Origin of the sequence: Pseudomonas wadenswilerensis (assembly GCF_024749185.1) — a bacterium.
GTDB lineage: Bacteria > Pseudomonadota > Gammaproteobacteria > Pseudomonadales > Pseudomonadaceae > Aquipseudomonas > Aquipseudomonas wadenswilerensis.
The window spans coordinates 765,898-792,878 of the sequence record NZ_CP087191.1; the positions used below are offsets into that span (position 1 = coordinate 765,898).

General features: G+C 62.4%; 24 protein-coding genes. 17 read left to right on the top strand and 7 right to left on the bottom strand.

The window, feature by feature from the left end; all coding sequences use genetic code 11:
- Nucleotides 1-36: 36 nt before the first annotated feature.
- Nucleotides 37-585, top strand: a complete 549-nt coding sequence (locus LOY45_RS03385) for a DJ-1 family glyoxalase III (protein WP_115088806.1) — start codon at nucleotides 37-39, stop codon at nucleotides 583-585.
- Nucleotides 586-669: 84 nt separating this feature from the next.
- Here the strand turns inward: LOY45_RS03385 and LOY45_RS03390 are convergent, their stop codons facing one another.
- Complete coding sequence (locus tag LOY45_RS03390; protein WP_258578748.1) at nucleotides 670-1,896, bottom strand: MFS transporter; 1,227 nt, start codon at nucleotides 1,894-1,896, stop codon at nucleotides 670-672.
- A 361-nt stretch (nucleotides 1,897-2,257) separates the two neighbouring features.
- Here LOY45_RS03390 and LOY45_RS03395 point away from each other — a divergent pair, with 361 nt between their 5' ends.
- The 3 genes from LOY45_RS03395 to LOY45_RS03405 are packed head-to-tail and all read left to right on the top strand — an operon-like array spanning nucleotide 2,258 to nucleotide 4,876.
- Nucleotides 2,258-3,697: a cytochrome ubiquinol oxidase subunit I gene (locus tag LOY45_RS03395; RefSeq protein ID WP_258578749.1), complete on the top strand. Its 1,440-nt coding sequence runs from the start codon at nucleotides 2,258-2,260 to the stop codon at nucleotides 3,695-3,697.
- 3 nt (nucleotides 3,698-3,700) lie between these two features.
- Nucleotides 3,701-4,708 carry a cytochrome d ubiquinol oxidase subunit II gene (gene cydB / locus LOY45_RS03400; protein WP_115088803.1) on the top strand — a complete coding sequence of 336 codons (1,008 nt, stop codon included), beginning with the start codon at nucleotides 3,701-3,703 and terminating at the stop codon, nucleotides 4,706-4,708.
- A 12-nt stretch (nucleotides 4,709-4,720) separates the two neighbouring features.
- Nucleotides 4,721-4,876 carry a DUF2474 domain-containing protein gene (locus LOY45_RS03405; protein ID WP_258578750.1) on the top strand — a complete coding sequence of 52 codons (156 nt, stop codon included), beginning with the start codon at nucleotides 4,721-4,723 and terminating at the stop codon, nucleotides 4,874-4,876.
- Nucleotides 4,877-5,046: 170 nt separating this feature from the next.
- On the opposite strand, the gene LOY45_RS03410 is transcribed toward LOY45_RS03405, so the two are convergent.
- Both LOY45_RS03410 and LOY45_RS03415 read right to left on the bottom strand, forming a co-directional pair.
- Nucleotides 5,047-6,171 (bottom strand): methyltransferase, encoded by a 1,125-nt coding sequence (locus LOY45_RS03410; protein WP_258578751.1) that lies wholly within the window; start codon nucleotides 6,169-6,171, stop codon nucleotides 5,047-5,049.
- Between the two features lie 94 nt (nucleotides 6,172-6,265).
- The gene (locus LOY45_RS03415) at nucleotides 6,266-6,970 is read right to left on the bottom strand and encodes an autoinducer binding domain-containing protein (protein ID WP_115088800.1); all 705 of its coding nucleotides are present in this window, start codon (nucleotides 6,968-6,970) and stop codon (nucleotides 6,266-6,268) included.
- Nucleotides 6,971-7,346: 376 nt separating this feature from the next.
- On the opposite strand from LOY45_RS03415, the gene LOY45_RS03420 reads away from it, so the two are divergent.
- Complete coding sequence (locus tag LOY45_RS03420; protein WP_115088799.1) at nucleotides 7,347-8,123, top strand: ferredoxin--NADP reductase; 777 nt, start codon at nucleotides 7,347-7,349, stop codon at nucleotides 8,121-8,123.
- A gap of 36 nt (nucleotides 8,124-8,159) precedes the next feature.
- On the opposite strand, the gene mscL is transcribed toward LOY45_RS03420, so the two are convergent.
- Nucleotides 8,160-8,585 (bottom strand): large-conductance mechanosensitive channel protein MscL, encoded by a 426-nt coding sequence (gene mscL / locus LOY45_RS03425; protein ID WP_115088798.1) that lies wholly within the window; start codon nucleotides 8,583-8,585, stop codon nucleotides 8,160-8,162.
- A gap of 174 nt (nucleotides 8,586-8,759) precedes the next feature.
- On the opposite strand from mscL, the gene radA reads away from it, so the two are divergent.
- The 9 genes from radA to LOY45_RS03475 all read left to right on the top strand — a co-directional run bounded on the left by radA (nucleotide 8,760) and on the right by LOY45_RS03475 (nucleotide 20,552).
- Entirely contained in the window at nucleotides 8,760-10,127 is a 1,368-nt protein-coding gene (radA, locus tag LOY45_RS03430; protein ID WP_134064364.1) for a DNA repair protein RadA, read from the top strand.
- 105 nt (nucleotides 10,128-10,232) lie between these two features.
- Nucleotides 10,233-10,736: an RNA polymerase sigma factor gene (locus tag LOY45_RS03435; RefSeq protein ID WP_038997249.1), complete on the top strand. Its 504-nt coding sequence runs from the start codon at nucleotides 10,233-10,235 to the stop codon at nucleotides 10,734-10,736.
- A 68-nt stretch (nucleotides 10,737-10,804) separates the two neighbouring features.
- Nucleotides 10,805-11,803: a FecR family protein gene (locus LOY45_RS03440; protein ID WP_233674524.1), complete on the top strand. Its 999-nt coding sequence runs from the start codon at nucleotides 10,805-10,807 to the stop codon at nucleotides 11,801-11,803.
- Nucleotides 11,804-11,878: 75 nt separating this feature from the next.
- The gene (locus tag LOY45_RS03445; RefSeq protein ID WP_258578752.1) at nucleotides 11,879-12,337 is read left to right on the top strand and encodes a hypothetical protein; all 459 of its coding nucleotides are present in this window, start codon (nucleotides 11,879-11,881) and stop codon (nucleotides 12,335-12,337) included.
- 178 nt (nucleotides 12,338-12,515) lie between these two features.
- Complete coding sequence (locus tag LOY45_RS03450; RefSeq protein WP_258579290.1) at nucleotides 12,516-15,206, top strand: TonB-dependent receptor; 2,691 nt, start codon at nucleotides 12,516-12,518, stop codon at nucleotides 15,204-15,206.
- An 82-nt stretch (nucleotides 15,207-15,288) separates the two neighbouring features.
- A complete protein-coding gene (locus tag LOY45_RS03455; protein WP_258578754.1) occupies nucleotides 15,289-15,906 on the top strand; it encodes a heme acquisition protein HasA in 618 nt (205 codons plus the stop codon).
- 160 nt (nucleotides 15,907-16,066) lie between these two features.
- A complete protein-coding gene (locus tag LOY45_RS03460; protein ID WP_276543147.1) occupies nucleotides 16,067-17,884 on the top strand; it encodes a type I secretion system permease/ATPase in 1,818 nt (605 codons plus the stop codon).
- Between the two features lie 2 nt (nucleotides 17,885-17,886).
- Nucleotides 17,887-19,221 (top strand): HlyD family type I secretion periplasmic adaptor subunit, encoded by a 1,335-nt coding sequence (locus LOY45_RS03470; RefSeq protein ID WP_258578755.1) that lies wholly within the window; start codon nucleotides 17,887-17,889, stop codon nucleotides 19,219-19,221.
- 5 nt (nucleotides 19,222-19,226) lie between these two features.
- Nucleotides 19,227-20,552, top strand: coding sequence for a TolC family outer membrane protein (locus tag LOY45_RS03475; RefSeq protein WP_258578756.1), 1,326 nt, complete (start codon nucleotides 19,227-19,229; stop codon nucleotides 20,550-20,552).
- A 54-nt stretch (nucleotides 20,553-20,606) separates the two neighbouring features.
- Here the strand turns inward: LOY45_RS03475 and LOY45_RS03480 are convergent, their stop codons facing one another.
- Together LOY45_RS03480 and LOY45_RS03485 are read right to left on the bottom strand one after the other, a co-directional pair.
- Nucleotides 20,607-22,127, bottom strand: a complete 1,521-nt coding sequence (locus tag LOY45_RS03480) for a nucleobase:cation symporter-2 family protein (protein WP_115088790.1) — start codon at nucleotides 22,125-22,127, stop codon at nucleotides 20,607-20,609.
- A 263-nt stretch (nucleotides 22,128-22,390) separates the two neighbouring features.
- Nucleotides 22,391-22,756: a PilZ domain-containing protein gene (locus LOY45_RS03485; protein WP_115088789.1), complete on the bottom strand. Its 366-nt coding sequence runs from the start codon at nucleotides 22,754-22,756 to the stop codon at nucleotides 22,391-22,393.
- 183 nt (nucleotides 22,757-22,939) lie between these two features.
- Here LOY45_RS03485 and LOY45_RS03490 point away from each other — a divergent pair, with 183 nt between their 5' ends.
- The 3 genes from LOY45_RS03490 to yjiA all read left to right on the top strand — a co-directional run bounded on the left by LOY45_RS03490 (nucleotide 22,940) and on the right by yjiA (nucleotide 26,278).
- Nucleotides 22,940-25,006, top strand: coding sequence for a carbon starvation CstA family protein (locus LOY45_RS03490; protein ID WP_115088788.1), 2,067 nt, complete (start codon nucleotides 22,940-22,942; stop codon nucleotides 25,004-25,006).
- Between the two features lie 18 nt (nucleotides 25,007-25,024).
- The gene (locus tag LOY45_RS03495; protein WP_010226397.1) at nucleotides 25,025-25,222 is read left to right on the top strand and encodes a YbdD/YjiX family protein; all 198 of its coding nucleotides are present in this window, start codon (nucleotides 25,025-25,027) and stop codon (nucleotides 25,220-25,222) included.
- A 90-nt stretch (nucleotides 25,223-25,312) separates the two neighbouring features.
- Nucleotides 25,313-26,278: a GTPase gene (gene yjiA, locus LOY45_RS03500; RefSeq protein ID WP_258578757.1), complete on the top strand. Its 966-nt coding sequence runs from the start codon at nucleotides 25,313-25,315 to the stop codon at nucleotides 26,276-26,278.
- 37 nt (nucleotides 26,279-26,315) lie between these two features.
- Here yjiA and LOY45_RS03505 read toward each other — a convergent pair whose 3' ends face one another.
- Nucleotides 26,316-26,885, bottom strand: a complete 570-nt coding sequence (locus tag LOY45_RS03505) for a hypothetical protein (protein WP_258578758.1) — start codon at nucleotides 26,883-26,885, stop codon at nucleotides 26,316-26,318.
- Nucleotides 26,886-26,981: the final 96 nt, after the last annotated feature.

Below are 26,981 nucleotides of genomic sequence, written 5' to 3' on the forward strand. Positions count from 1 at the left end.
ACTAAGCTTGTTAGATACCCCGGCGGAGAGCAGTTGATGACCCACAGAGCCCTGATCGTAGTCGCCGAAGGCGTGGATGACCTGCAAAGCGTGACCTTGATCGACGTGCTGCGTCGGGCCAAGGTGGAAGTGGTGGTGGCCAGTATCGAAGGCCGGCGGATGCTCACCTGTGCCCGTGGCACGCGCTTGACCGCCGACGGCATGCTGGTGGATCTGCTGGCCCAGCCGTTTGATCTAATCGTGTTGCCCGGGGGCGAAAAAGGCGCGCAGCACATGGCTGCGCACCAACCGCTGGCGCAGCAGGTGAAGGACCAGGCCAAGACCGGGAAGTTTTTTGCCGCGATCGGCGAAGGGCCCTTGGCGTTGCAGGCCTTCGGGGTGTTGCGCCAGCGGCGCATGACCTGTGATCCGGCTGTCAGCCAGGGATTGTCCGGGTGCAGTTTTGTCGATCAGCCGGTGGTGGTGGATGGTAATTGCATCACCGCGCAGGGCTCGGCGGCGGCGCTGGAGTTTGCCTTGGTATTGGTCGAGCAACTGGCGGGCAGGGTGGTGCGCAAGCGGGTGGCAACTGAGTTGCGGGTGTGACTATCGCGGGGCAAGCCCGCTCCCACAGGTTTTGCATGCACCGGACTTGTGGGAGCTGGCTTGCCAGCGATGAGGCCCCTGAGGTCAATCCTCGGGCCTGTTCTGCATATGATCGCGTCCAGCCAAGGTCGGGAACAGCTTGATCCACACCCCGGTCACCACCAGGGTCCCGACCCCGCCCAGCACCACCGCCGGCACCGTGCCGAACCAGTGCGCCGTCACCCCCGACTCGAACTCACCGAGCTGGTTCGACGCACCGATGAACAATCCGTTCACCGCACTCACCCGGCCACGCATCTCATCCGGTGTCTCCAGTTGCACGAAGGCGCCGCGAATCACCATGCTGATCATGTCGGCGGCACCCAGCACCGCCAGCACGGCCAGGGAAAACCAGAACGAAGTGGACAGGCCAAAGGCGATGGTCGCCACACCAAACACCCCCACGGCGGTGAACATCACCCGCCCGACCTTGCGCTCCACTGGGAAGCGCGCCAGCCACAGCGACATCAGCAAAGCACCCACCGCTGGCGCCGAACGCAGCAGGCCCAGGCCCCAGGGGCCGGTCAGCAGGATGTCCTTGGCGAACACCGGCAGCAATGCAGTGGCTCCGCCCAGCAGCACGGCAAACAGGTCCAGGGAAATGGCGCCGAGAATGTCCGGGCGGCTGCGGATAAAGCGAATTCCGGCCATCAGTGATTCAAGACTGGCACGGCCCTGGTTGCTCGGCTGCTGACGCGAGACCAGGCCCAGGGTCAGTACACAGGCAATCAGGTACAGCGCCACCGTCGGGCCATAGACCCAGACGCTGCCAAAGGCATAGAGAAAACCGCCCACCGCCGGCGCGACGATGGTTGCCGCCTGCATGGCCGAAGCCGATGCCGCCACCGCGCGCGGGAACAGCTCGGAAGGCACCACATTGGGCAGCAGCGCTTGAGTCGCCGGCATCTCGAAGGAGCGTGCGCTGCCGAGCAAAAACGCCAACAGGAAGATCAGCTCGCGGCTGACACTGTTGGTGCTGCTGGCAAGTACCAGTACCAGGGCGATCATGGCCTGGGCGCTCTGGCACAGGGCGGCTACCCGACGCCGGTCATAATGGTCGGCGACGTGCCCGGTGTGCAGCATGAACAGCACCCGCGGGGCGAACTCCACCAGGCCCACCAGGCCCAGGTCGAGGACATTGCCGGTCAACTGATAGAGGTGCCAGCCGATCGCCACGGTGAGCATCTGGAAGCCGCTGGCGGTAAATACCCGGGCCAGCCAGAAAGCCAGGAAGGGACGGTGATGACGCAGCAGCAGAACAGGGTCTGACATCGGCGAAACAGAGCCTCGGCGAACGGATCGGCGGTGCAGATTAGCATCACTTTGTAACAGCGGGTTGCGAGGAATACCGCGTTTGTGCGGTAAGCGCACTGTTTTGGGGCGCGGTAAAGGGGGTGAGACAACCGGTCACGCGGCAATCAACCACACAAGCGAGCAGCCCGTTCAGGACTATCCTTTCAGGCAACCGTTGATCTGGATCAATTGTTTCATTTGCAACGGTAGGGCCAGACGGCCGAATTCCCTGCGATGTGATGTTTACAGAACAATTCCAACTTGCCGCACTCAACTACCGTGGGGGCAGTTGGCGCCAAGGCCTCCGCCTGACGCCGGATTACCTGACAGAGGAAGCACTATGTTCGGATTAGAGGCTCTAGATCTCGCCCGAATTCAGTTCGCGTTTACCGTGTCCTTTCACATCCTGTTCCCGGCCATCACCATCGGCCTGGCGAGCTACCTGGCTGTTCTCGAAGGCTTGTGGCTGAAGACCAACAACAGCGTCTACCGTGACCTTTACCATTTCTGGTCGAAAATCTTTGCCGTCAACTTCGGCATGGGGGTGGTCTCCGGCCTGGTCATGGCCTACCAGTTCGGTACCAACTGGAGCAAGTTTTCCGATTTCGCCGGCTCCGTCACCGGGCCGCTGCTCACCTATGAAGTACTCACGGCCTTCTTCCTCGAGGCCGGTTTCCTTGGCGTCATGCTCTTTGGCTGGAACCGTGTCGGCCGTGGCCTGCACTTCTTTGCCACAGTGATGGTAGCCATCGGCACCTTGATCTCGACCTTCTGGATCCTCGCCTCCAACAGCTGGATGCAGACCCCGCAGGGCTACGAAATCGTCAACGGCGTGGTTGTGCCGGTGGACTGGTTCGCGGTGATCTTCAACCCGTCGTTCCCCTACCGCCTGGCACACATGGCTACTGCCGCCTTTGTTGCTACCGCGTTCTTCGTCGGCGCTTCGGCCGCCTGGCACCTGTTGCGCGGCCGGCATAATCCGGCGATCCGCAAGATGCTGTCGATGGCCATGTGGATGGCCCTGATCGTAGCGCCGGTGCAGGCAGTGATCGGCGACTTCCACGGCCTCAACACTCTTAAGCACCAGCCGGTGAAAATCGCCGCGATCGAAGGCCACTGGGAAAACGTGCCGGGCGAACCGACCCCGTTGATCCTCTTCGGCATCCCCGACATGGAAGCCGAGACCACCCGCTTCAAAGTGGAAATCCCGGCGCTGGGCAGCCTGATCCTGACCCACAGCCTGGACAAGCAAGTGCCAGCGATGAAGGAGTTTCCGAAAGAAGACCGGCCTAACTCGACCATCGTCTTCTGGTCGTTCCGGGTCATGGTCGGCCTTGGCATGTTGATGATCTTCGTCGGCCTCTGGAGCCTGTGGCTGCGCAAGAGCGACAAGCTCTACAGCTCGCGGCCGTTCCTCTACCTGACCCTGTGGATGGGCCCGTCCGGCCTGATCGCGATTCTTGCCGGCTGGTTCACCACCGAGATCGGTCGTCAGCCCTGGGTGGTCTACGGCCTGATGCGTACCGCCGATGGTGCCTCGAACCACAGCTACGGCCAGCTCGGCCTGACCCTGGTGATGTTCGTGGTGGTCTACTTCGCGCTGTTCGGCACCGGCCTTGGCTACATGATGCGCCTGGTGCGCAAAGGGCCGAAAACCGGTGAAGGCGACGAGACCAACCCGGGTGGCCCCGGCCAGCAACGCACCCCGGCACGGCCGCTGTCTGCCGCCGATGACGATCATGACAATGGCGAGCACGCCAGCCTGAACAAGGGGAACTGAATCATGGGTGTTGATCTTCCGCTTATCTGGGCCATCATCATCATCTTCGGCATCATGATGTACGTGGTCATGGACGGCTTCGACCTCGGCATCGGCATCCTCTTCCCCTTCGTCAAGGGTGAGCAGGACCGCGATGTGATGATGAACACCGTCGCCCCGGTCTGGGACGGTAACGAAACCTGGTTGGTACTCGGTGGTGCGGCGCTGTTCGGCGCCTTCCCGCTGGCCTACGCCGTGGTGCTTTCGGCGCTGTACCTGCCGTTGATGCTGATGCTGATCGGGCTGATCTTCCGTGGCGTGGCCTTCGAGTTCCGCTTCAAGGCCACTGCGGCCAAGCGTCACCTGTGGGATAAGGCGTTCATCGGCGGCTCGCTCGCGGCGACTTTCTTCCAGGGCGTGGCCCTGGGTGCCTTCATCGAAGGCTTCAAGGTGGTCGATCGCAGCTACGCCGGCGGCAGCCTCGACTGGCTGACCCCGTTCAGCCTGTTCTGCGGCCTGGGCCTGATCGTTGCCTACGCCTTGCTCGGCTGCACCTGGCTGATCATGAAGACCGAAGGCAAGCTGCAACTGCAGATGCACGACCTGGCGCGCCCGCTGGCCCTGGTGCTGCTGGCGGTGACCGGTATCGTCAGTATCTGGACGCCGCTGGCCCACCCGGACATTGCCGAGCGCTGGTTCAGCCTGCCCAACCTGTTCTGGTTCCTGCCGGTGCCGATCCTGGTGCTGGTGACCCTTTACGGTTTGCTCCGGGCGGTGGCGCGTAACGCTCACTACACCCCGTTCCTGCTGACCCTGGTGTTGATCTTCCTTGGCTACAGCGGCCTGGGCATCAGCCTGTGGCCGAACATCATCCCGCCGTCGATCTCGATCTGGGACGCTGCCGCGCCGCCGCAAAGCCAGGGCTTCATGCTGGTCGGGACCTTGTTCATCATCCCGTTCATCCTCGGTTACACCTTCTGGAGCTACTACGTGTTCCGCGGCAAGGTGACCCACGAAGATGGCTACCACTAGGGGAGCATGGCAATGGCTGGCAAAGGCACGATTGACGAAGAGAAAAAACCGCTCTGGCAGCGCCTGGGCTGGTTGGCGCTGATCTGGGTGGGCAGCGTGGTGAGCCTGGCGATTGTTGCCTGGCTGATGCGCCTGTTCATGAGTGCGGCCGGACTGAGCACGCACTGAAACGCTATTTCCCATCCCGCCTTGCGGCGGATTTACAGCCCTTCGCAGCGTCAGCTGCGGAGGGTTTTTTTTAGGGCCTCATCGCTGGCAAGCCAGCTCCCACATGGCCAGTGGACACCGGTCTATTGTGGGAGCTGGCTTGCCAGCGATGCAGGCGACGCAGTGCTGGTTTATTTACGCGCCTTGAGCACCACGAACTTCGGTGTCGCCGCCACCTGTTCGACCCCGCGGAACAACCGCGCCAGCTTGCTGTGATAACCCAGATGACGGTTGCCGACGATATACAGCGCGCCACCGACCACCAGCGCCTCCCGAGCCTGCTGGAACATCCGCCAGGCGAGGAAGTCACCGACCACCTGCTGCTGGTGGAACGGCGGGTTGCACAGCACCACATCCAGCGACTGCGGCGCTTGCCCGGCCAGGCCGTCGTCGGCGCGTACAGTGACTTCCCGCTGGCCCAGTGCGGCCTGCCAGTTCTCCAGCGCCGACTGCACGGCCATGTACGACTCATCGACCAGGGTGTACTGCGCCTGCGGGTTGGCCAGGGCACTGGCAATGGCCAGCACGCCATTGCCGCAACCCAGGTCCGCGACTCGGGCGTCGCCGAGGTCTTTGGGCAGGTGTGGCAGGAACGCCCGGGTGCCGATATCCAGGCCTTCGCGGCAAAACACGTTGGCGTGGTTGAGCAGCTCAAGGCGTGGCGCATCGAGTTGATAGCGGGTCGGGTAGGGCGAGACAAATGGCGACTTCGGCTCGAAGTTGGCAATCAACAACCGGGCCTTTTTCTTCGCCAGCGATGCCTGCACCGGGCCGATATACTTCTCCAGCAGATCGCCGGCAGCCCGTGGCAGGTGCTTGATCATGGCCCCGGCAACCACTTGCGCGCCGGGCGCCAGCTGGCCCTGCAGGCGGATCAACTGCTCTTCGAGCAAGGCCAGGGTCTTCGGCACGCGTACCAGTACGCGGTCGAACGGGCCTTGCCAGGGGCTGCTGGCCGCCACGAACGGCACTGCGTCGAAGGCCAGGCCGTTGCGTACCAGGTTTTTTTCCAGGGCCAGATGAGCCAGGTGCGAATCGCCACTGCTGAGCACCGATACATGCGGTGCCAGGCTGATGGCCAGGGCACCGAAACTGTCATTGAGCACCAGCACCCGGGTAATTGCCGTAGGGGACTGCTCGGCCATGTGCTCCAGCAAATACTCGTCGGCAGCATCGAAGGCTTGCAGGGGGTCGTTGGCTTGCTCGGGCTGGCGAAGCAGGTCGAGTTCGGCGAAGGGGCTGGTCAGCAGGGGCATGGTGTAAGGCTCTGGGGCATTGATGTGCGTGCGCGCGGCGCGCTCTACAGGGCCGTGATTCTACCGTGCTTTGAAAGAGTGCGGGGTTGTTGCCTCAGATCAGGCCGCGCATCGCTGCAATGGCGATTGCGCCGGCTTTGTTGCTCGCGTTGGTTTTAGTGATGATGCTGCGGATGTGAAAGTTCACCGTGCTCTGCGACAGCGAAAGGATGCAGGCGATATCGGCGGCGGTCTTGCCGGCGGCAGACCATTTCAGCACTTCGGTCTCCCGCGCGGACAAATTGCAGGACGGCGTGTCGTGCCCCGGCTGCCGGTCAATCATCAGCGTGTGCAGCAGGTTGCACAGCCAGATGGTCTGGCCGGCCTTGTCGTAGAGTTCTTCGAGGCTGATTGGCTGTTGGCTGCGGACGACGCTGAGCATGCTTTCGTTGTGACGCATATCGTGTGCCGACTGGCTCCAGCCATGGCGCAGACCGTGGGATTTGGCGTCTTCCCAGAATTGAGGCGTCTCTCGGAACAGGTCATCGCACCACAGGATCGGCATCAGCGAGCGATGGCAGTGGGTGACGATGGGGTCGATGTTCAGGTAGTTGCAGCTTTGGTAGTGGTCGTTCCAGGCATCGGGATAATTGTTGAAGGTTCTTAGTTGAGGCGCCTGGGTCGCTATCTGCACACGCATGCCGAAAGCCAGGTACTCCATGTCCAGTTGCTGGGCCAGGGAAACCGCGAGCTCAAACATCCGTATTTCGTCGGTTTCGCCAAGCAACTGCTCTAGTTGCTGTTCTTTCCAGTGCGGCATGGGGCCAGTCTCTTGTTGGTGGATCCAACAACGGATAAACGTGGAGAGCAGTGTAGGAAAAGTCCGACGGTTTTGTTGGGTTTTTTTGCTATAGAAATGTGATCGTTTCGATAGGCAGGTTCTTTAAGGCGTGGCAGTTAGTTTCAAGTTGCGACGCGTTATTATTTGGTTGATATCAGTGTGAAATCATTGAGCTATTACCAGGCACTGCTTCTATTTTCGCCTCTGGCTGTTGAAATGTTGTTGCAGCGTGCCGGAGTGCGCCATCCTGGCTGATTCCCGGTTGGATCGACACAGGCCGATGCCACTACAAACCTGCGGTGTTTATCTTGCGGCGTTTGCGCGACACTGGGCTATCTGTTTTTTGGAGTAAGTCATGACTGCCAGTGCTGAAAAGTTCACCCGCCAGACGCTGCTCGACGTCCAGCCGCTGACCCCCAGCCTGTTCAGCCTGCGCACCAGCCGCGACCAGGGCTTTCGTTTTCGTGCCGGCCAGTTCGCCCGCCTGGGGGTGACCAAGGCTGACGGTAGCGTGGTCTGGCGCGCTTATTCGATGGTGTCCTCGCCGTTCGACGAGCATCTGGATTTCTTTTCCATCGTGGTGCCGGGTGGTGAATTCACCAGTGAGCTGAGCCGCCTGGGCGAAGGCGACAGCCTGCTGATCGATCGCCAGGCCTTTGGTTACCTGACCCTCGACCGCTTTGTCGACGGCCGCGACCTGTGGCTGCTGGCGACCGGCACCGGCATTGCGCCGTTCCTGTCGATCCTCCAGGACTTCGAGGTGTGGGAGCGCTTCGAGTCGATCAAGCTGGTCTATTCGGTACGTGAAGCGCGCGAGCTGGCGTACCTGGACCTGATCGCCGGCCTGGAGCAGCGCGACTACCTGGCCGAACATGCCGGCAAGCTGCAGTTCATCCCGATCGTCACCCGCGAACAACATCCTGGTGCGCTGAACCAGCGCATTACCACCCTGATCGAGAATGGCGAGCTGGAGCGCGCGGCGGGCCTGGCGCTGACCCCGGAGCATTCACGGGTGATGCTCTGCGGCAACCCGCAGATGATCGACGACACCCGCAAGGTGCTCAAACAGCGCGACATGAACCTCAGCCTCAGCCGCCGCCCCGGGCAGGTGGCTGTCGAGACCTACTGGTAAGCAGCAAGAAAAACGGCGCCCGCAGGCGCCGTTTTTTTATACCGGATCTCTGGGTTGCTGGTTTTGCGACTTGAGCAGGTCGCGGATCTCGGTGAGCAGCTCTTCTTCCTTGGTCGGTACCGGCGGCAGGGTTGGCGCCGCAGCTTCTTCGCGTTTCAGGCGGTTGATAACCTTGATGCCCATGAAGATCGCGAAGGCAACGATGATGAAGTCGAGAATGGTCTGAATGAATTTGCCGTAGGCCAGGACCACGGCCGGTATGTCGCCTTCGGCAGCCTTGAGGGTTACCGCCAGGTCACTGAAGTCGACACCGCCGATCAGCAAGCCGATTGGCGGCATGATCACGTCACCTACAAAAGATGAAACGATTTTGCCAAAGGCGGCGCCGATAATGATACCGACGGCCATATCGACGACATTCCCTTTGACCGCGAAGGCCTTGAATTCACTGAGCACGCCCATGGTTTATTCCTTGTAACAGATGAGTTTGGTAAACGCAGTGTAATTCAGCTATGCGCTTCATGCTCCGCGCTGCTGCAACAGACTGCGGTTATACCGAATAGTTTTGTCGATTTCTGTGGCCGCCCATGCGGTCGAGGTCGGCTATCATGGTCCCTTTTTCCAGAGGACCGTCCCATGGCCAAGGCCAAGCGCATGTACGGCTGCACCGAGTGCGGCGCGACCTTCCCGAAGTGGGCCGGGCAATGCGGTGAATGCGGGGCCTGGAACACCCTGGTCGAGACCGTACTGGAAAGCGGTGCCGCTGCGGCCCCCAGCGGGCGCACCGGCTGGGCCGGGCAGCAGGCACAGATCAAGACGCTGGCTGAAGTCAGCGTCGAGGAGATCCCGCGCTTCACCACCGCCAGCACCGAGCTGGACCGGGTGCTCGGCGGCGGCCTGGTCGACGGCTCGGTAGTGCTGATCGGCGGCGACCCGGGTATCGGCAAGTCGACCATTCTCCTGCAGACCTTGTGCAACATCGCCACGCGCATGCCGGCGCTGTACGTCACTGGCGAAGAATCCCAGCAACAGGTGGCCATGCGCGCCCGGCGCCTGGGCCTGCCCCAGGACAAGTTGCGGGTGATGACCGAAACCTGCATCGAGACCATCATCGCCACGGCACGGGTCGAGAAGCCCAAGGTGATGGTCATCGACTCGATCCAGACCATCTTCACCGAGCAGTTGCAGTCGGCCCCCGGCGGTGTTTCCCAGGTGCGTGAAAGTGCAGCCTTGCTGGTGCGTTATGCCAAGCAGAGCGGCACAGCGATTTTCCTGGTTGGTCACGTGACCAAGGAAGGCGCGCTGGCCGGCCCGCGGGTGCTCGAGCACATGGTCGATACCGTGCTGTATTTCGAAGGTGAATCCGACGGCCGCCTGCGCCTGCTGCGCGCAGTGAAAAACCGTTTTGGCGCGGTCAACGAACTGGGTGTGTTCGGCATGACCGACCGCGGGCTGAAGGAAGTTTCCAATCCTTCTGCAATCTTTCTCACGCGTGCCCAGGAAGAAGTGTCGGGCAGTGTGGTCATGGCCACCTGGGAAGGTACCCGGCCCATGCTGGTCGAAGTCCAGGCGCTGGTCGACGACAGCCACCTGTCCAACCCGCGGCGCGTCACCCTGGGCCTGGACCAGAACCGCCTGGCGATGCTGCTGGCGGTGCTGCATCGCCACGGCGGCATCCCTACCCATGACCAGGATGTGTTCCTCAACGTGGTCGGCGGGGTCAAGGTGCTGGAGACGGCCTCCGACCTGGCGTTGATGGCAGCGATCATGTCCAGCCTGCGCAACCGCCCGCTGGACAACGGCCTGCTGGTGTTCGGCGAGGTCGGTCTGTCCGGTGAGGTGCGGCCTGTGCCCAGCGGCCAGGAGCGCTTGAAGGAAGCGGCCAAGCATGGCTTCAAGCGTGCCATCGTGCCCAAGGGCAATGCGCCGAAAGAGGCGCCACCCGGGTTGCAGGTGATTGCCGTGACCCGTCTTGAGCAGGCGCTGGATGCGTTGTTCGAGTGACCTGAAAGCCCCGGTAAGTGCAAGGCTTGCCGGGTTGAAGTTGCAACTGATTCTCACTAACGAGTAGCATGCCGTCTTCTTTCCGGCCATCCACAGGGAGTTCGCGTGGCGGAGTCCGACTTGAAGCGGCTGTTCCTCAAGCACGCGAAAACCTTGCAGGGGTTGCTGACGCGCAAGGTGCGCGACCCGCAACTGGCCGCCGACCTGGTACAGGAAAGCTTCCTGCGCCTGGCCGAGCAACAGGGCCGTGAACGGATCGACAACACCCCGGCCTACCTCTATCGCACTGCGCACAACCTGATGATCGATCACGTGCGCCAGCAGCAACGGCGCAAGACCGATTCGGTGCCCCATGAAGCACTGGAGTCCATCGTCGAAGACAGCCCCGGCCTGGACGAAAACGCCGCCACCGAACAGCACATGCGCCGCTTGCGCAGGGCACTGGCCGACTTGCCGCCACGTACCCAGGAAGTGTTCCGTCTCAATCGGCTTGAGGGCATGACCCACGCCGAGGTGGCGCGGGCGCTGGATATTTCCGACAGCTCGGTACAGAAGCATCTGGCCAAGGCCCTGGCCTATGTGATGCAGTGTCTGCAGGAACCAGGATGACGAACGGTTTACTGGGAAATGCGCCTTCAGACGTCAGCACTCACATAACCAGAATTCGAGAGAACCGTGTGACCAGCCAGAACTCGCCAGAGCAAGCCATTCGCGAGCAGGCCGCCGAGTGGGCGGTGCTGCGCAGCGCCGGCCCGTTGAACCCCGAGCAGGAGCAGGCGCTGGCGCGGTGGTTGGCCAGTGATCCGCGCCATGCGCAGGCGCTGGATTTTGCCCAGGCGACTTGGGCCGACCTCGGCCGTCTTGGGCGTATGGACCAGCCTGTATCAATCGCGCTCCCTGCGGTGGCTCGTCCACTGGCCGGGCGCCGACGCCGTTCACGCCTGCGCTGGGCGTTGAGTACGGCGGCGCTGCTGGTGCTGGCGGTGGTGGGGGTGGAGCAGGCGCCCAGCCTTTCACTGGCATTGCGCGCTGACTACGCCACGGCCAAAGGTGAGGTTCGCCAGGTGTCCTTGCCCGATGGCAGTAAAGTCGACCTCGACAGTCACAGTGGCATCGAACTGGTCTATAGCGACAGCGAACGTCGTGTACGCCTGTTGGCCGGTGAGGCGGTGTTTACCGTTGCGCCGGTCTCCGGCAATGAGCAACGGCCGTTCGTGGTCGAGCGGGCAGGGGGCAGCAGCCGTGCCCTGGGCACGCGTTTCGTGGTCGGCCCCGAGCCTGATGGCGGCACTTGGGTCGGCATGCTCGAACACAGTGTTGCAGTCACCTTGCAGGCCACCCCGCAAGCGGGCAGCGCCGAGCAGGTGCTCAAGGAAGGTCAGAGCCTGCGCTACGACACGACCCACGGTATTCGTCCATGGCCCGAGCACGATGTACGTCGCGCTACCGCCTGGCAGCGTGGTGTGCTGGTGTTCGAGCGCGAGCCGCTGGGCGAGGTTGCCGCGCAACTCAATCGCTATCGTGGCGGGCACGTGCTGATCACCGACCAGGCCCTGGCCCGGCGTGAAGTCAGCGGCATGTTTCGCCTGGACAACCTTGATGCCGCGCTGGGCATGCTGACCGACGAGCTCAAGGCCAGCCGCCTCGACCTGCCTGGGCTGACCCTGATCTATTGAGTGCCGCATGGCCGATTGTCGGTAGCGCTGTTTTCCACGAAACTGGCGTTTTGACGACGATCTGAAGGCAGGGATATGGCCAGTGGTTTTTTCGCGTGTATTGCTTCATCCATCTCCGGCGCCTTGCTGCTCGGACTGTCCAGCACCCAAGTGCTGGCGGCCGACGACCTGGTGCAGTTCAACCCCGCCACGTGCGAGTTCGGCGCAAAGCTTGAGCCGTACTTCGATCAGGCTATCGCCAAACGTCAGGCGCTGCCTGTAGAAGCGCAGGAAGAGGAGGTGAGCTCTCCGGTCAATCAGCCCTTCCATGGCATCAAGGTCACTGGTGTATTCATCGGCTATGAATGGCACGGGATCTATTTTGATGCACCGCCGGATCAGGTGCGTTCGCTGTTTCGCAAGCTGAGCTACCGCGTGGCTGAAGACGGTGACATTTCGGCCAGTGGCGATGAGGTTGCGGTGACGGCATCGATCATCGAAACCAGCGGCAAGGCCCGCGAACAAGGGCAGTCGGCGCTCACCTGCGGCGTCTGATGTTCGCCGGGTAAATTTCTTTTGGATTTTCTTTACTGACTTTCCCCGCGTTGCACGTCTGTTTGTTGAGATTGATTTTCATTACTAGAAAACGCCAACACAGCGAGCAACAGACGTGAGCAATCAACAACAACGACGCACCCGACCGTTCGGTCGGGTAGCCCTTGCCAGCAGCCTGATGCTGGGTGCCTGGACCTTGCCGATGGGGATCGGCAGCGTGCAGGCAGCCGAACCCGCCAACCCGAGCCAGCGCACCGCACTGATCCACTTCGACATTCCCGCCCAGGCCCTGGACAGCGCCGTGCTGGCCTTCGCCGAACAGGCCGGGGTGCAGGTGTTTTTCGACAGCCGCAAGCTGGCTGGCCTGCGCAGTGACGGCTTGCGTGGCGAGCACTCGGCACAGGAAGGGCTCGGCCTGTTGTTGCGCGGCTCGCCTGTGCGCTATCGCTTCAGCGGCACTGACCGGGTCGGCCTGGAGCGCGTGCGGGACGACGGTCAGGCGCTGGAGCTGGGTGCAACTCATGTCGATTCGAACAGCGATGCCGATTGGGTCTATCAGACGCCCCGGTCGGTCAGCGTCATCACCCGCGAGCAGATCGACAAGCGCCCGCCACGCCATGCCGCCGACATGCTCGAAGAAACCGCCGGCGTCTACACCGCTGTCAACCAGCGTGACCCGGGGCTGTCGGTGAACATTCGCGGCGTGCAGGACTATGGCCGGGTCAACATGAATATCGACGGCATGCGCCAGAACTTCAACGTCAACGGCCACCAGCAGCGCAACGGGGTGATGTTCATCGACCCGGAGTTCATCAGCTCCATCGAGATCGAAAAAGGCACCCAGGCGGGCATGGGTGGTGCCGGCGTTATTGGCGGTATCGCCAGCTTCAATACAGTGCAGGCCAGTGATTTTCTCGGGCCCGACAAGGAATACGGTGGCCGCCTGCGCGCGGGTAATGGCATCGGCGAGCTGGGCAATGGCACAAACTTCAATGGCAGCGCATTGTTTGCCTTCGGCAATGAGCTAGGCGATGTACTGCTGGGCGTCAGTGAGCGGCACTTCGGGGATTACCGCGCCGGCACCAACAACGCCGATAACCTCGGCACCCAGATCCGCGGCAAGACCAGCTACCCCGAAGCCTGGAAGGACTGGCTGCACTCCGAAGTCGGCGAGACCGGCAGCGTCACCCGTTCGCAACTGCTCAAGCTGGGCCTGAACCTGCCCAACGACCAGCGCCTGCAGCTCAACTACATGGAAACCGACACCGACAGCAAGGACGCCTGGACCTACTACGACAACCAAACCCGGCAGTTCTATTACAAGCGTACCGGCAGCAGTGATTTCAACGCCAGGAATGCCTCGCTCGATTACAGCTACAGCCCAGACAACGACCTGGTCGATCTGAAGGCCAAGCTGTATTTCGTCTCGACCCGGCAGGATCGCTGGAATGCCGGTAACGATGCCTCCGCCAGCAGCAACAACCGCGTCGAGGCGTACGGCGATCGTTTTCAGACCGATACTTGGGGCCTGCAGCTGCAAAACACTTCGCGCTTCTACCTGGGCGATGCCGACAAGATCACCTTCAACTACGGTACCGAGCTGTTCCAGGATAGCTTCAAGCCGAACACCGACCGGGTCCCGGCCCCTAATGAACAGGCCTTGCCTTACGTTCAGGGCACCACGCCTGAAGGCAAGCGCATCATGGCTAGCCTGTTCGGCGATGTGCAGTACGAGCATGGCGACTGGCTGACGGTCGATGCCGGATTACGCTATGACCGTTATCGCCTGACGGGCGAAACCGGTATCACCACCTGGATGTACCCAAGGGGTGTCACTGGTGAGAACCTTCAACGTGTCCAGACCCACCTGATCTTTGACGAAGAACAGGAGCAGGGCCGCTTCTCGCCCACCTTCGGCATCGCGGTGAGACCCGGTGTCGACTGGATGCAGGTCTATACCCGCTGGGGACGTGGCTGGCGTCCGCCGTCGGTGACCGAAGTGTTCATGAGCGGCCGCCCCCATGGCGGTGGCAGCGAGATGCTCTATCCCAATCCGTTCCTCAAGGCCGAGGAGTCGCACAACTGGGAACTGGGGGTGAACCTGTTCAAGGAGTCGCTGTTGCAGGAAGGAGATCGTTTTGGCGCCAAGGTCGCCTATTTCGATACCCGCATCGACAATTTCTCGTTCATGGATGTCAACGCCGATCTCCCCGGGGCAACTGCGCTGGGTACTTCGCTCGGGCGCTCGGCCTACCAGAACAATCTTGAGCAGACGCGTTTTCGCGGGGTTGAGTACAGCCTCGATTACGACGCAGGGCGCTACTACAGCCAACTCAGTTACACCCACATGATCGGCAGCAATGATTTCTGCTCGAAGCAGTTGTACATGGGTGGCGGACAGCGCCTGGCCAACGCCGGAACGGTGATGCGCCCGGTACGGGTCGGCAGCCGCGTCATCATGTTGCCGGTACGCGTCTCGCGTGCCGAGGACGCCGCCGACCTCGACCAGGCCGTCAGCTGCGGCCACATCATGGGTAACGCCAGCTACATGCCGGCTGACCGTGGCTCGCTGACGGTCGGCATGCGCTTTCTTGATCGTACCCTCGATGTCGGCGCCCGCCTGCGTTACAGCAAGGGCAACGGTGAGAACCTCAACGACCACGGCTACCGCCTGATCGACCAGGCGCAATGGCCCAAATACAAGGTCTACGACCTGTACGCCAGCTACTGGATGACGCCGAGCCTGAACCTGGCGCTGTCGCTGGAGAACGCCACCGACGAAGCCTACTTCGTGGCCATGGGCGACACCGACAACCTGTCGCTGGCCCGCGGCCGGACCTTGAGCGGAATGCTCGAATACAAATTCTGATCCACACCGGGTTTGCCCATGTCGGGCGACACGAAGGCAGGGAATACGCCTTCGCAATCATGCAATGCACCGAGGAACCGTTATGACTCTTTCCGTTACTTACGATGCCGCCTTCTCCAGCTCGTCGATCGATGACTACCTGGCGTTCTGGACCGCGGGTTTCGCCACTGCAGGTCATGGCGAAAGCAATACCGGCGGCTTCAGCAACGGCAGCCTGAGCGGCGACCAGTACGCTACCCACGGTAGCCAGGGCTCCGACTACGCATTCATCGCCGACAGCAACACTGCCAATGGTCTGCACTATGTGTTCGACCGCGGCCTGCCAGCCGGTGACAACCTCAACCACTACCTGTGGGGCGAGCTGGACAATGTTTCCCTGGGGCAGGTGCTGGGCGGTGGTAGCGGTAGCGACTTCACCCTGAGCAACTACGTGGTCAGCTTCAATGGCCTGGATCTGGATGCGGCGCTGGGTGCCGGTCGCGTCGGCAACGAAGTACAGAGCGTGATCTACGGCCTGATGCAGGGCAACACCTCGGCCCTGGAAGGCGTGCTGGACAACCTGCTGGCCGGTTACGGCGTGTCCACCGACGACAGCTTCGATGTGGTCAGCGCCGCGCTGGCTGCCGGTCCGCTGAGCGTGGCTTCGGCCGATGTGGTGGGTGTCCAGGCCCTGGCCGAGGACTTCGCCCTGGCCGCCTGACCCCAGGCAAAAAAAAGCGAATGGAAGATCACTCCTCCATTCGCTGCTTGCTTACCCCGCCGTCTGCGTCTTTGCCGGGCCCAGGCTGCGGTGGTGCGAATTCTGCGAGCCTGCGCCGGCGAGGTCAATCGCCCGTGGGCTTGCCCTGTTGAGGTCCTTCATGAAAGCAACCCGCTCCCGCCCTGCGAACGAGGTGTTGCAGGCGCTCAAGGCCTGCCGCGCCGGCTTTGCCAACATTGGCTTGTTCACTGCGGTGATCAACCTGCTGATGCTGGCGCCGGCGCTGTACATGCTGCAGGTCTATGACCGGGTGCTGTCTTCGGGCAACGAGATGACCCTGCTGATGCTCAGCCTGATGGTCCTCGGCCTGTTCGCCTTCATGGGCCTGCTGGAATGGGTGCGCAGCCTGGTGGTGATCCGCCTCGGCACGCAGATGGACATGCGCCTCAACCCAAGGGTGTTCGAGGCCGCTTACCAAGCCAGCCTGGCCGGCCACAAGGGCGCGGCGAACCAGGTACTGAGCGACCTGACCAGCTTGCGCCAATTCGCTACTGGCCAGGCGTTGTTTGCCTTTTTCGATGCGCCGTGGTTCCCGGTGTACCTGCTGGTGATGTTCCTGTTCAGCCCATGGCTGGGACTGATGGCGTTGGTGGGTGCCGTGCTGTTGACGATCCTCGCCTGGATCAACGAGCGCCTGACCCAGGCGCCGTTCGCCGAAGCCGGGCAGTTGTCGCAGCAGGCCGGGCAGCAGGCCGGCGCCAATCTGCGCAATGCCGAAGTGATGGAGGCGATGGGCATGCTGGCGGCGGTGCGTCAGCGTTGGGCCAAATTGCACCACGGCTTTCTCCTGCGCCAGAACCTCGGTAGCGAGCGCACGGCGGCGGTGACGGCGGTGTCCAAGAGCCTGCGCCTGGCTTTGCAATCTTTGGTGCTGGGCCTGGGCGCGTGGCTGGCGATCGAGCAACTGATCACCCCGGGGATGATGATCGCCGGTTCCATTCTCATGGCCCGGGTACTGGCGCCGATCGACCAGCTGATCGCCGTGTGGCGTCAATGGGGTTCGGCACGCCAGGCCTATGAGCGGTTGCACACCCTGCTCAGCGAGCAGCCGCCGCGCGCGGCCGGCATGCCACTGCCGACGCCGCTCGGGCACTTGCTGGTGGAGCAGTTGAGTGCGGTACAACCGGGCACGCGCAAGCCGTGCCTGGTCAACCTTGGCTTCGAACTGGCGGCCGGCGACAGCCTTGGCATCATTGGTGCGTCCGGCTCCGGCAAGTCGACCCTGGCACGCTTGCTGGTCGGCGTCGCCACACCTGCAGCCGGCAAGGTGCGCCTGGATGGCGCCGAGTTGCAGCAATGGGACAAGGGCCTGCTCGGCGCTCACATCGGTTACCTGCCCCAGGACGTACAACTGTTCGCTGGCAGCATTGCCGAGAACATCGCCCGGCTGGGTGAGGTCGATTCGTCGCTGGTAGTGGCCGCCGCGCGGTTAGCCGGTGTGCACGAGCTGATCCTGAAACTGCCCAACGGCTATGACACCCAGCTCGGCGAAGGCGGTGCGGGGCTCTCCGGTGGCCAGCGCCAGCGCATCGGCCTGGCCCGGGCGTTGTACGGCCTGCCGGCGCTGATCGTGCTCGATGAACCCAACTCCAACCTCGATGACTTCGGCGAGCGCGCCTTGCTGGAGGCGATCAAACAGGTCAAGGCGCAGCAGCGCACGCTGATCCTGATTACCCACAAATCCAGCCTGCTGGCGGCGGTAGACAAGTTGCTGGTGCTGCAGAACGGTCAAATGCAGGCCTTCGGCCCGACCGCGCGGGTGTTGCAGGACCTGCAGCGCAGCCACAAGCCGGCCGGCATCCCCACTCCTACTCCCACTCCTACTCCTACTCCTACTCCTACTCCTACACCTACTCCTACTCCGGCGCTGCGCAGCGCGGCCAGCGTCAGCATGAGCTACGGCACCCCGAGATCCTGATCATGACCGTCCCTCAGTCGCTTCACGCGCATGCCATTCCCGACAACCTGCTGACCCTCGATGCCCGCCGCCATAGCCGTTTGGGCCGCTGGCTGGTGATCGGCGGCTTTGGCGGTTTCATCCTCTGGGCCGCCTTGGCACCGCTGGACAAGGGCGTGCCGGTGTCAGGCAACGTGGTAGTCGCCGGCAGTCGCCAGGCTGTGCAGCATCCCACCGGCGGCACCATCGAGCGCCTGCTGGTACGCGACGGCGACAGCGTCAGTGCCGGGCAGGTGCTGGTGCAGATGGACGCCACCCAGGCCCAGGCCCAGCATGATTCGTTGCGGGTGCAATACGTCAACGCCCGGGCCAGCGAGGCGCGCCTGCAAGCTGAGCGTGACGGCTTGGCAAGCATCACTTTCCCGGCCGAGTTGCAGGCACTGTCCAGCGAGCCCTGGGTAACCACCGCCCTGGAGTTGCAGCGCCAGTTGCGTAGCAGCCGGCGTCAGTCACTGGACATGGAACTGGCCGGCCTGCGCGAAAACATCGCCGGTGCCGAGGCCATGCTGGCCGGCGTGCAGGGCTCGATGAGCCACAAGCAGGAGCAACGCGCCGCGCTCGATGAGCAACTGCAGGGCCTGCGTGAACTGGCCCGCGACGGTTACATCCCGCGCAACCGCTTGCTCGACAGCGAACGCCTGTACGCGCAGATCAACGGGGCGATCTCGGAAGACCTGGGCAATATCGGCCGCACCCGCCGTCAGGTTCTGGAGCTGAAACTGCGCATGGCCCAGCGTCAGCAAGAGTACCAACGTGAAGTCGGCCAGCAGTTGAGCGACATGCAATCCAGCGCCGAAGACCTCGGCAATCGCCTGCGCAGCGCCGCCTTCGAACTGGCCAACGCCCAACTGCGCGCACCGGCCAGCGGCACCGTGGTGGGCCTGAGCGTGTTCACCAATGGCGGAGTGATCGCCCGCGGTCAGCAACTGATGGAGATCGTCCCCAGCGATGCGTCCTTGCTGATCGATGCGCGTGCTCCGGTGGAGCTTGTCGACCGCCTGCACCCGGGCCTGCCGGTAGAAATCATGTTTGTCGCCTTCAACCAAAGCAAAACCCCACGGGTCGAAGGCGAGCTGACCCTGGTCTCGGCCGACCGTCTGGTCGATGAGAAAACCCAGCAGCCCTACTACCAGGTACGCGCCAAGGTCAGTGACGCCGGCTTGCAGCAACTGGCCGGCCAGGACATCCGCCCGGGCATGCCGGTGGAAGCTTTCGTGCGTACTGGAGAGCGCTCGATGCTCAACTACTTGTTCAAGCCGTTGACCGACCGGGTGCATGTCGCCCTGGCGGAGGAATGATGTCGATGCGTGTGTTGTCCTGCCTGCTGTTGCTGGGCACCAGTCTGTCGGCCGCTGCGGTGGACCTTGGTGATGCCTATGCCCTGGCCCTGCGCAACGACCCGACCTTCCATGCCGCCATCGCCGAGCGCGATGCCGGCCTTGAGAGCCGCGCCATCGGCCGGGCAGCGTTGCTGCCGAACCTGTCCTACCGCTACAACAATGCCCGCAACGATTCCGAAGTGACCCAGACCAACGCCCGCGGCAACGTCACCAGCCAGCGTGACTATCGCAGCTACTCCTCGACACTGACCTTGCAACAGCCGCTGTTCGACTACGGCGCCTGGGCCGAGTACCGCCAGGGTGTGGCCAAGGCGTTGCTGGCGGACGAGCGCTTTCGTAGCCGCAGCCAGGAGCTGGCGGTGCGGGTGTTCGGCGCCTACAGCGAAGCGCTGTTCGCCAACGAGCAGATCGCCCTGGCCCAGGCCCAGCGCCGTGCCTATGCCGAGCAACTGCAATTGAACCGGCGCTTGCTCAAGGGCGGCGAGGGTACCCGTACCGACCTGCTGGAAACCCAGGCGCGCTATGAGCTGGCCCAGGCCCAGGAAATCGAGGCCAGCGACAACCTCGATGCGGCCCTGCGCGCCTTGCAGGCAATTATTGGCGAGCCGCTGGAGGTCGAGGACCTGGCACCGCTGAGCGGCCACTTTCGCGTGCAACCCTTGCAACCGCTACGTTTCGAGAGCTGGCGCGACCTGGCAGTGAGCCACAACGCCGAGCTGGCATCCCAGCGTCACGCCCTGGTAGCCGCCGACTATGCCGTCGAGCGTCAGCGCGCCGGCCACCTGCCGACCCTGAGTGCCTATGCCAGCACCGGCAAATCCAGCTCCAGTTCCGAAAGCAGCTACGACCAGCGCTATGACACCGACAGCATCGGCATCCAGATCAGCCTGCCGCTGTTCGCCGGCGGCGGGGTGTCGGCGTCCACCCGCCAGGCGGCTGCCGAGCGTGACAGTGCGCGCTTCAGCCTGGATGGGCAGATTGCCGATACCGTCAATCAATTGCGCAAGCAGTTCAACTTGTGCGCCAGCAGTACGGCGAAGATCCGTGCCTATGAACTGGCAGTGGAGTCAGCCCGTGGCTTGATTACCTCCACGCGCAAAAGCGTTGCCGGTGGCGAACGGGTCAACCTCGACGTGCTCGATGCCGAACAGCAGCTCTACAGTGCCCGCCGCGACCTGGCCCAGGCGCGCTACGACTACCTGCGCGCCTGGTTGCAGTTGCGTTATCTGGCCGGGGTGCTGGAACCGCAGGATTTGCAGCAGCTCAATGGCTACTTTGCTTCGCGCTGAAACAAAAAGGCCGGTGCATGTGCACCGGCCCTGAAGATTCAACCGCTAACTCATTCAGTGTTCCGAAACCGCCTCTCGTCGCGCCGGCGGCTCTCCATGCTCGCCCTCGCTCATCACCGGCACTTCTATGCCCTCGGCGTTGAACAGCTTGCCGTCTTCGAAGTAGTCGCCATCACGCAGCGCGGAAATGTCCGAGTAGTGGATGGTGCGTTCGTAGGCGGCAGCGAATACCGACTGCTGGTCGGAGTTGCCGGTGGTGAAGTGGTTGAACACCAGGTTGAGCACGATCGCCATGATCGCCGCCGAGCTGATGCCGGAGTGGAAGATGGTCTCGAACCAGTTGGGGAACTGCGCGTAGAAGTTTGGCGCAGCGATCGGGATCATGCCGAAGCCCAGGGAAGCGGCGACGATGATCAGGTTGACGTTGTTCTTGTAGCTGACTTTGGACAGGGTGCGGATACCGCTGGCGGCAACGGTGCCGAACAGCACGATGCCGGCGCCACCGAGTACCGAAGTCGGCACCGCGGCAATGACCCGGCCCATGATCGGCAGCAGGCCGAGCACCACCAGGATCACCCCGCCGGTGGCGACCACATAGCGGCTCTTGACCCCGGTCACGGCTACCAGGCCGACGTTCTGGGCGAAGGCGCTCTGGGTGAAGGAGCCGAAGATGGGGGCCAGGATGCTCGACGCCATGTCGGCACGCAGGCCATTGCCCAGGCGTTTGGAATCGACCTTGGTGTCGATGATCTCGCCGACGGCGAGGATGTCCGCCGAAGTTTCCACCAGGGTCACCATAATCACGATGCACATCGACAGGATGGCGGCGATGTGGAAGGTCGGCATGCCGAAGTGGAACGGCGTCGGCATCGCCACCAGCGGGCCGTCGAGGACCTTGCTGAAGTCAGCCATGCCCAGCGACCAGGCAATCAGGGTGCCGATGACCATGGCCAGCAGGATCGACAGCCGCGAGATGGTCGCGCTGCCCAGCTTGCTCAGCACCAGGACGATGACGAAGGTCAGCCCGGCCAGGCCGATGTTGGCCATGCTGCCGAAATCCGGGGCCTTGCTGTTGCCACCCATGACCCAGCGTGCGGCCACTGGCATCAGGGTCAGGCCGATGGTGGTGATGACGATACCGGTCACCAGCGGCGGGAAGAACTTGGTGATCCGCGAGAACACCGGGGTAATCAGAAAACCGATCAGAGAGGCCGCCATGACTGCGCCCAGTACCCCGGGCAAGCCTCCACCGCCTTCACTGCTGAGGATCGCCCCCATGGTCGCCACACCGGCGAACGACACGCCCTGCACCAGCGGCAACTGGCAACCGAACCACGGCAGTCCGAGGGTTTGCAGCAGGGTGGCGAGGCCGCCGGCAAACAGCGATGCGGCGATCAGCAGGCCGATGTCGGCAGGGCCCAGGCCGGCCGCCTGGCCGAGGATCAGTGGCACGGCGACGATACCGCCGTACATGGTCAGAACATGCTGCAGGCCATAAGCCAGGTTGGCGCCAAGGCCCAGGTTCTCGTCTTCGGGACGCTGGGCTGAAGACGTGCTAGGGGAGGACGTATTCATGGGGCAAGTTCTCAGTTTTATTGTTGTGGCGCTACTGTAGACAAGTCCTACACGCGAATGCCAGAACAATTGTATACAATTTTTAGATTGGCGTAGGAACAGTCCTACTGATGGTTTGGCTTCAGGGCTGGATGCAGATTCTGTTCCAACAGCCACAGGCCAGCGCCACAGGGCCTCGTGAGGGCACCGTGGAACTGGCTGGAAAGCTGTCTAAGTGGACAAGAAAGGTGTTTGGGTGATGGTAGGTAGGAAGCTAAGAGTTTCTAAACTTCGATCAGTTCGTGGAACTCGCGCTCCAGTTCGGTGCGATCGGCCAGATTAAGCTCGATCAGGCGGCACAGATGCTCCAGCGAATGCAGGTCGATGTGCAGGCAGATAAAGCCGAGCTGGCGGTCGTCGATGTGGCGCAGTTGCACCTGCATCTCTACCTGCGCGTTTTCACCCAGGTGAATCACTGCATCGAACAGTTCTTCGAGATCGGCATCCCAGGGTTCGGGGGATTCGATCAATATGCCCTTGAGGGAGATGTCCAGCAGGCTGACCTGCCAGCGGTGTTCGCCCTGTACCAGTTCGGTGGGCGCGTCGAAGGCAATGCGTTTGAAACGTCGACGTTCTTGGTGGTCGCTCATGTTCAGACACTCCAGGGTTCTTCCTGACTATAGCTCAGCACTTGCCAAGGTCTGCGCAAGGGCGCATAACCAGATTTGCTCAGCCCGCGCTGGAGGGCTCTAGACCAACGTGGGGGCTGGCCTTTCCTGCCAGTATCGCTAGACTCGAAAGGCTGTCTTTTATCCACTAGCTGGAAGCAAACCATGAACAACAATAATAGCCTGCTACGCCACATTCCGTGGCTGGCGCTGGCAGTCATAGGAGCCTGTGCGCTGGGTGTGGTCGCCCTGCGTCGTGGTGAGGCCATCAACGCCTTGTGGATCGTCGTCGCTTCGGTGGCCATCTACCTGGTCGCCTACCGCTACTACAGCCTGTTCATCGCCACCAAGGTGATGCAGCTGGACCCGCGTCGGGCCACCCCGGCGGTGGTTAACAACGATGGTCTGGACTACGTGCCGACCAACAAACATATTCTTTTCGGTCACCACTTCGCCGCGATTGCCGGTGCCGGCCCGCTGGTCGGTCCTGTGCTGGCGGCGCAGATGGGCTACCTGCCGGGCACGCTCTGGCTGATTGCCGGGGTGGTGCTGGCCGGTGCGGTGCAGGACTTCATGATCCTGTTCCTCTCCACCCGCCGCAACGGCCGCTCGCTGGGCGACATGGTCCGCGAAGAGATGGGCCGGATCCCCGGTACCATTGCCCTGTTCGGCTGCTTCCTGATCATGATCATCATCCTCGCGGTGCTGGCGCTGATCGTGGTCAAGGCCCTGGCCGAGAGCCCATGGGGCATGTTCACGGTGATGGCGACCATCCCGATCGCGATGTTCATGGGCATCTACATGCGCTACATCCGCCCGGGCCATATCGGCGAGATCTCGCTGATCGGCGTGGTGCTGCTGTTGCTGTCGATCTGGCTGGGGGGCCAGGTTGCCGCCGATCCGGTCTGGGGCCCGGCGTTCACCTTCACTGGCGTGCAGATCACCTGGATGCTGGTGGGCTACGGTTTCGTTGCCGCGGTACTGCCGGTGTGGCTGGTGCTGGCACCGCGTGACTACCTGTCGACCTTTCTCAAGATCGGCACCATCGTCGGCCTGGCCATCGGTATCCTGATCATCGCTCCCGAGCTGAAAATGCCGGCGCTGACCCAGTTCACCGACGGTACCGGCCCGGTGTGGAAGGGCACCCTGTTCCCGTTCCTGTTCATCACCATCGCCTGTGGTGCGGTGTCGGGTTTCCATGCGCTGATCTCCTCGGGGACCACGCCCAAACTGCTGGATAACGAAGTCAACGCCCGTTACATCGGTTACGGCGGCATGCTCATGGAGTCGTTCGTGGCGATCATGGCCATGGTTGCCGCCTCGGTGATCGAACCAGGCGTGTACTTCGCCATGAACAGCCCGGCCGCAGTGGTCGGTTCTGATGTTGTCTCGGTTGCGCAAACCGTCAGTAGCTGGGGCTTTGCCATTACCCCGGATGCCCTTGAGGCGGTAGCCAAGGACATCGGCGAGCACACCATCCTGGCCCGTGCCGGTGGTGCGCCGACCCTGGCGGTGGGTATCGCGCAGATCCTCCACCAGGTGCTGCCGGGTGAGAACACCATGGCCTTCTGGTATCACTTCGCGATCCTGTTCGAGGCACTGTTCATCCTCACCGCAGTGGACGCCGGTACCCGTGCCGGGCGCTTCATGCTCCAGGACCTGCTGGGCAGCTTTGTGCCTGCGCTCAAACGCACCGAATCGTGGGGCGCCAACCTGCTCGCCACCGCCGGTTGCGTGGCGCTCTGGGGTTACCTGCTGTACCAGGGCGTGATCGATCCACTGGGCGGCATCAACACCTTGTGGCCGCTGTTCGGCATCTCCAACCAGATGCTCGCCGGTATCGCCCTGATGCTCGGCACCGTGGTACTGATCAAGATGAAGCGCCAGCGCTACATGTGGGTCACCCTGGTGCCTGCGGTCTGGCTGCTGATCTGCACCACCACCGCCGGCTTCATTAAGCTGTTCGACCCGAACCCGGCGGTCGGCTTCCTGGCCCTGGCCAACAAGTACAGCGTGGCGCTCGACGCAGGGCAGGTGCTGGCCCCGGCCAAGGACATCGGCCAGATGCAGCACGTGATCTTCAACGCCTACACCAACGCGGCCCTGACCGGCCTGTTCCTGTTCGTGGTCTTCAGCATTCTGTTCTTCGCCCTCAAGGTCGGCATCGCTGCCCTGGGCAAAAAAGAGCGGACTGACAAAGAGTCCCCGTTCCAGGCCCTGCCGGATGCGTAACCCAAGAGGAATGCAGTGATGTTCAACGATCTCGGTCGACTGGGTAAGTACCTGGGGCAGGCAGCCCGCCTGATGGTCGGCATGCCCGACTACGACAACTACGTCGAGCATATGCAGACCAAGCACCCGGACAAACCGGTAATGACCTACGAGGAGTTCTTCCGCGAACGCCAGGAGGCTCGTTACGGCGGCAAGGGTGGGCCCAAGTGCTGTTGAAAAGCGGCATGCAAGGCAAGTGACAAAGCTGTGGGAGCCCGGTTTGCGCCGGGCTCCCACAGTCATTTTCAGCGTTCAGGAGTATTCGGTTTGTTACCTCCAATTCCCGTTACCGTGCTCAGCGGCTTTCTCGGCGCCGGCAAGACCACCTTGTTGCGCCACCTGCTCAAGGCCGAGCACGGCCTGAAGATCGCCGTTATCGAAAACGAATTCAGCGATGCCGGTATCGATACCCAACTGCTCGGTGATGAACCGGTGCAGGTCATGACCCTGGCCAACGGCTGCGTGTGCTGCAGCATCCACACCGACCTGACCAAGGCGCTGTTCCTGCTGCTTGAGCGCCTGGACAGCGGCGAGATCGCCTTCGACCGCCTGGTGATCGAGTGCACGGGCCTCGCCGACCCGGCGCCGGTGGCGCAAACCTTCTTCATCGATGAAGAGCTGCGCGAGCGCTATATCCTCGACGGCATCATCACCCTGGTCGATGCCGCGCACGCCAATCTGCACCTGACCCAGACCATTGCCCAGGCACAGGTCGGTTTTGCCGACCGCCTGCTGGTGAGCAAGACCGACCTGGTCGACGCCGCCAGCTTCCAGGCACTGAGCGAGCGTCTGGGGCGGATCAACCGCCGCGCCCCGATTCGGGTAGTGGACAACGGCAAGATCGATCTGGCCGAGCTGCTCGATGTCCGCGGTTTCAACCTCAATGCCGACCTGGGCGGCGGTTTGCGTCTGCGCCCGGCCGGGCAGACGGCGACGCCGGATCGAATCTCCAGCCTGGTGTTGCGCACTGATTCGCCGCTGGATATAGATCGCCTCAGCGACTTCATGAACCAGTTGCTGGAAGAGCATGGCAAGCAGCTGTTGCGCTACAAGGGCGTGCTGAACATTGCCGGGGAGGATCGGCGCCTGGTGTTCCAGGGGGTGCTCAAGCTCTATGGCTTTGATTGGGACAGCGAGTGGGCAGAGGGGGAGGCGCGCGAGAGTGTGATGGTGTTTATTGCGGATGATTTGCCGGAGGCGAAGATTCGCGCCGGATTCGCGGCGCTGACTTGAGCTCCCCCTACCGCGTTTCGGCGATAGGGGGAATGTCTCAGATCTCGTTCGGCTCGCTAAGGTAAGGCGCATTCAACTCAAGGATATTGAGGGTGATTTCCAGTGGTGCTCCCCCTTTGGTACCCAGATAGATCTGTTTGGAGTCGTGAATGGTGCGGCGGTGCGTCAAGCTGCCATTGTTCAACTTCAAGTGAATGGGAAGGCGCAGGTTGTTCAGGTGCTCGTGGTTGATTGGCCGGCCATTCGGGTTGAGCAGGCTGAAAGTGCTGGGTGGACAGCTCTCTACCGGAAAGGCACCGAGCAGACCCGTTTCATTCGCACCAAGGCGTTTGCCATGCTGGGGACCGGGGGACCGGACATACAGCTTGTAGCCTTCCGGCGTGTGGCGAAAGTACAGGGTCAGCGGCACCATGGCCTGGTTGGCAGGCGCCTGATGGCCAAGAAAATGCGAGTCATCGCGGTACTGGATTGCACCGCTGAAGGCGCCGCCGCCTGAGCGGACCAGCGCTACTTTCACTGGCGAGCCCACCAGCTCACCGAGAAAGTTGATTGGGTGGCTGGCGGTTTCCAGTTGGGCAATGAAGGATTGTTGACGATGGGTTGGCATGGATTCACCTGAGTTGTGAGTGTCAGAAGCACAGCGGCGCTGCACCTCTTCACGGTAAGGGCGAAGGTGAGTCCTCAAGTGTTAGATAATTAGGGC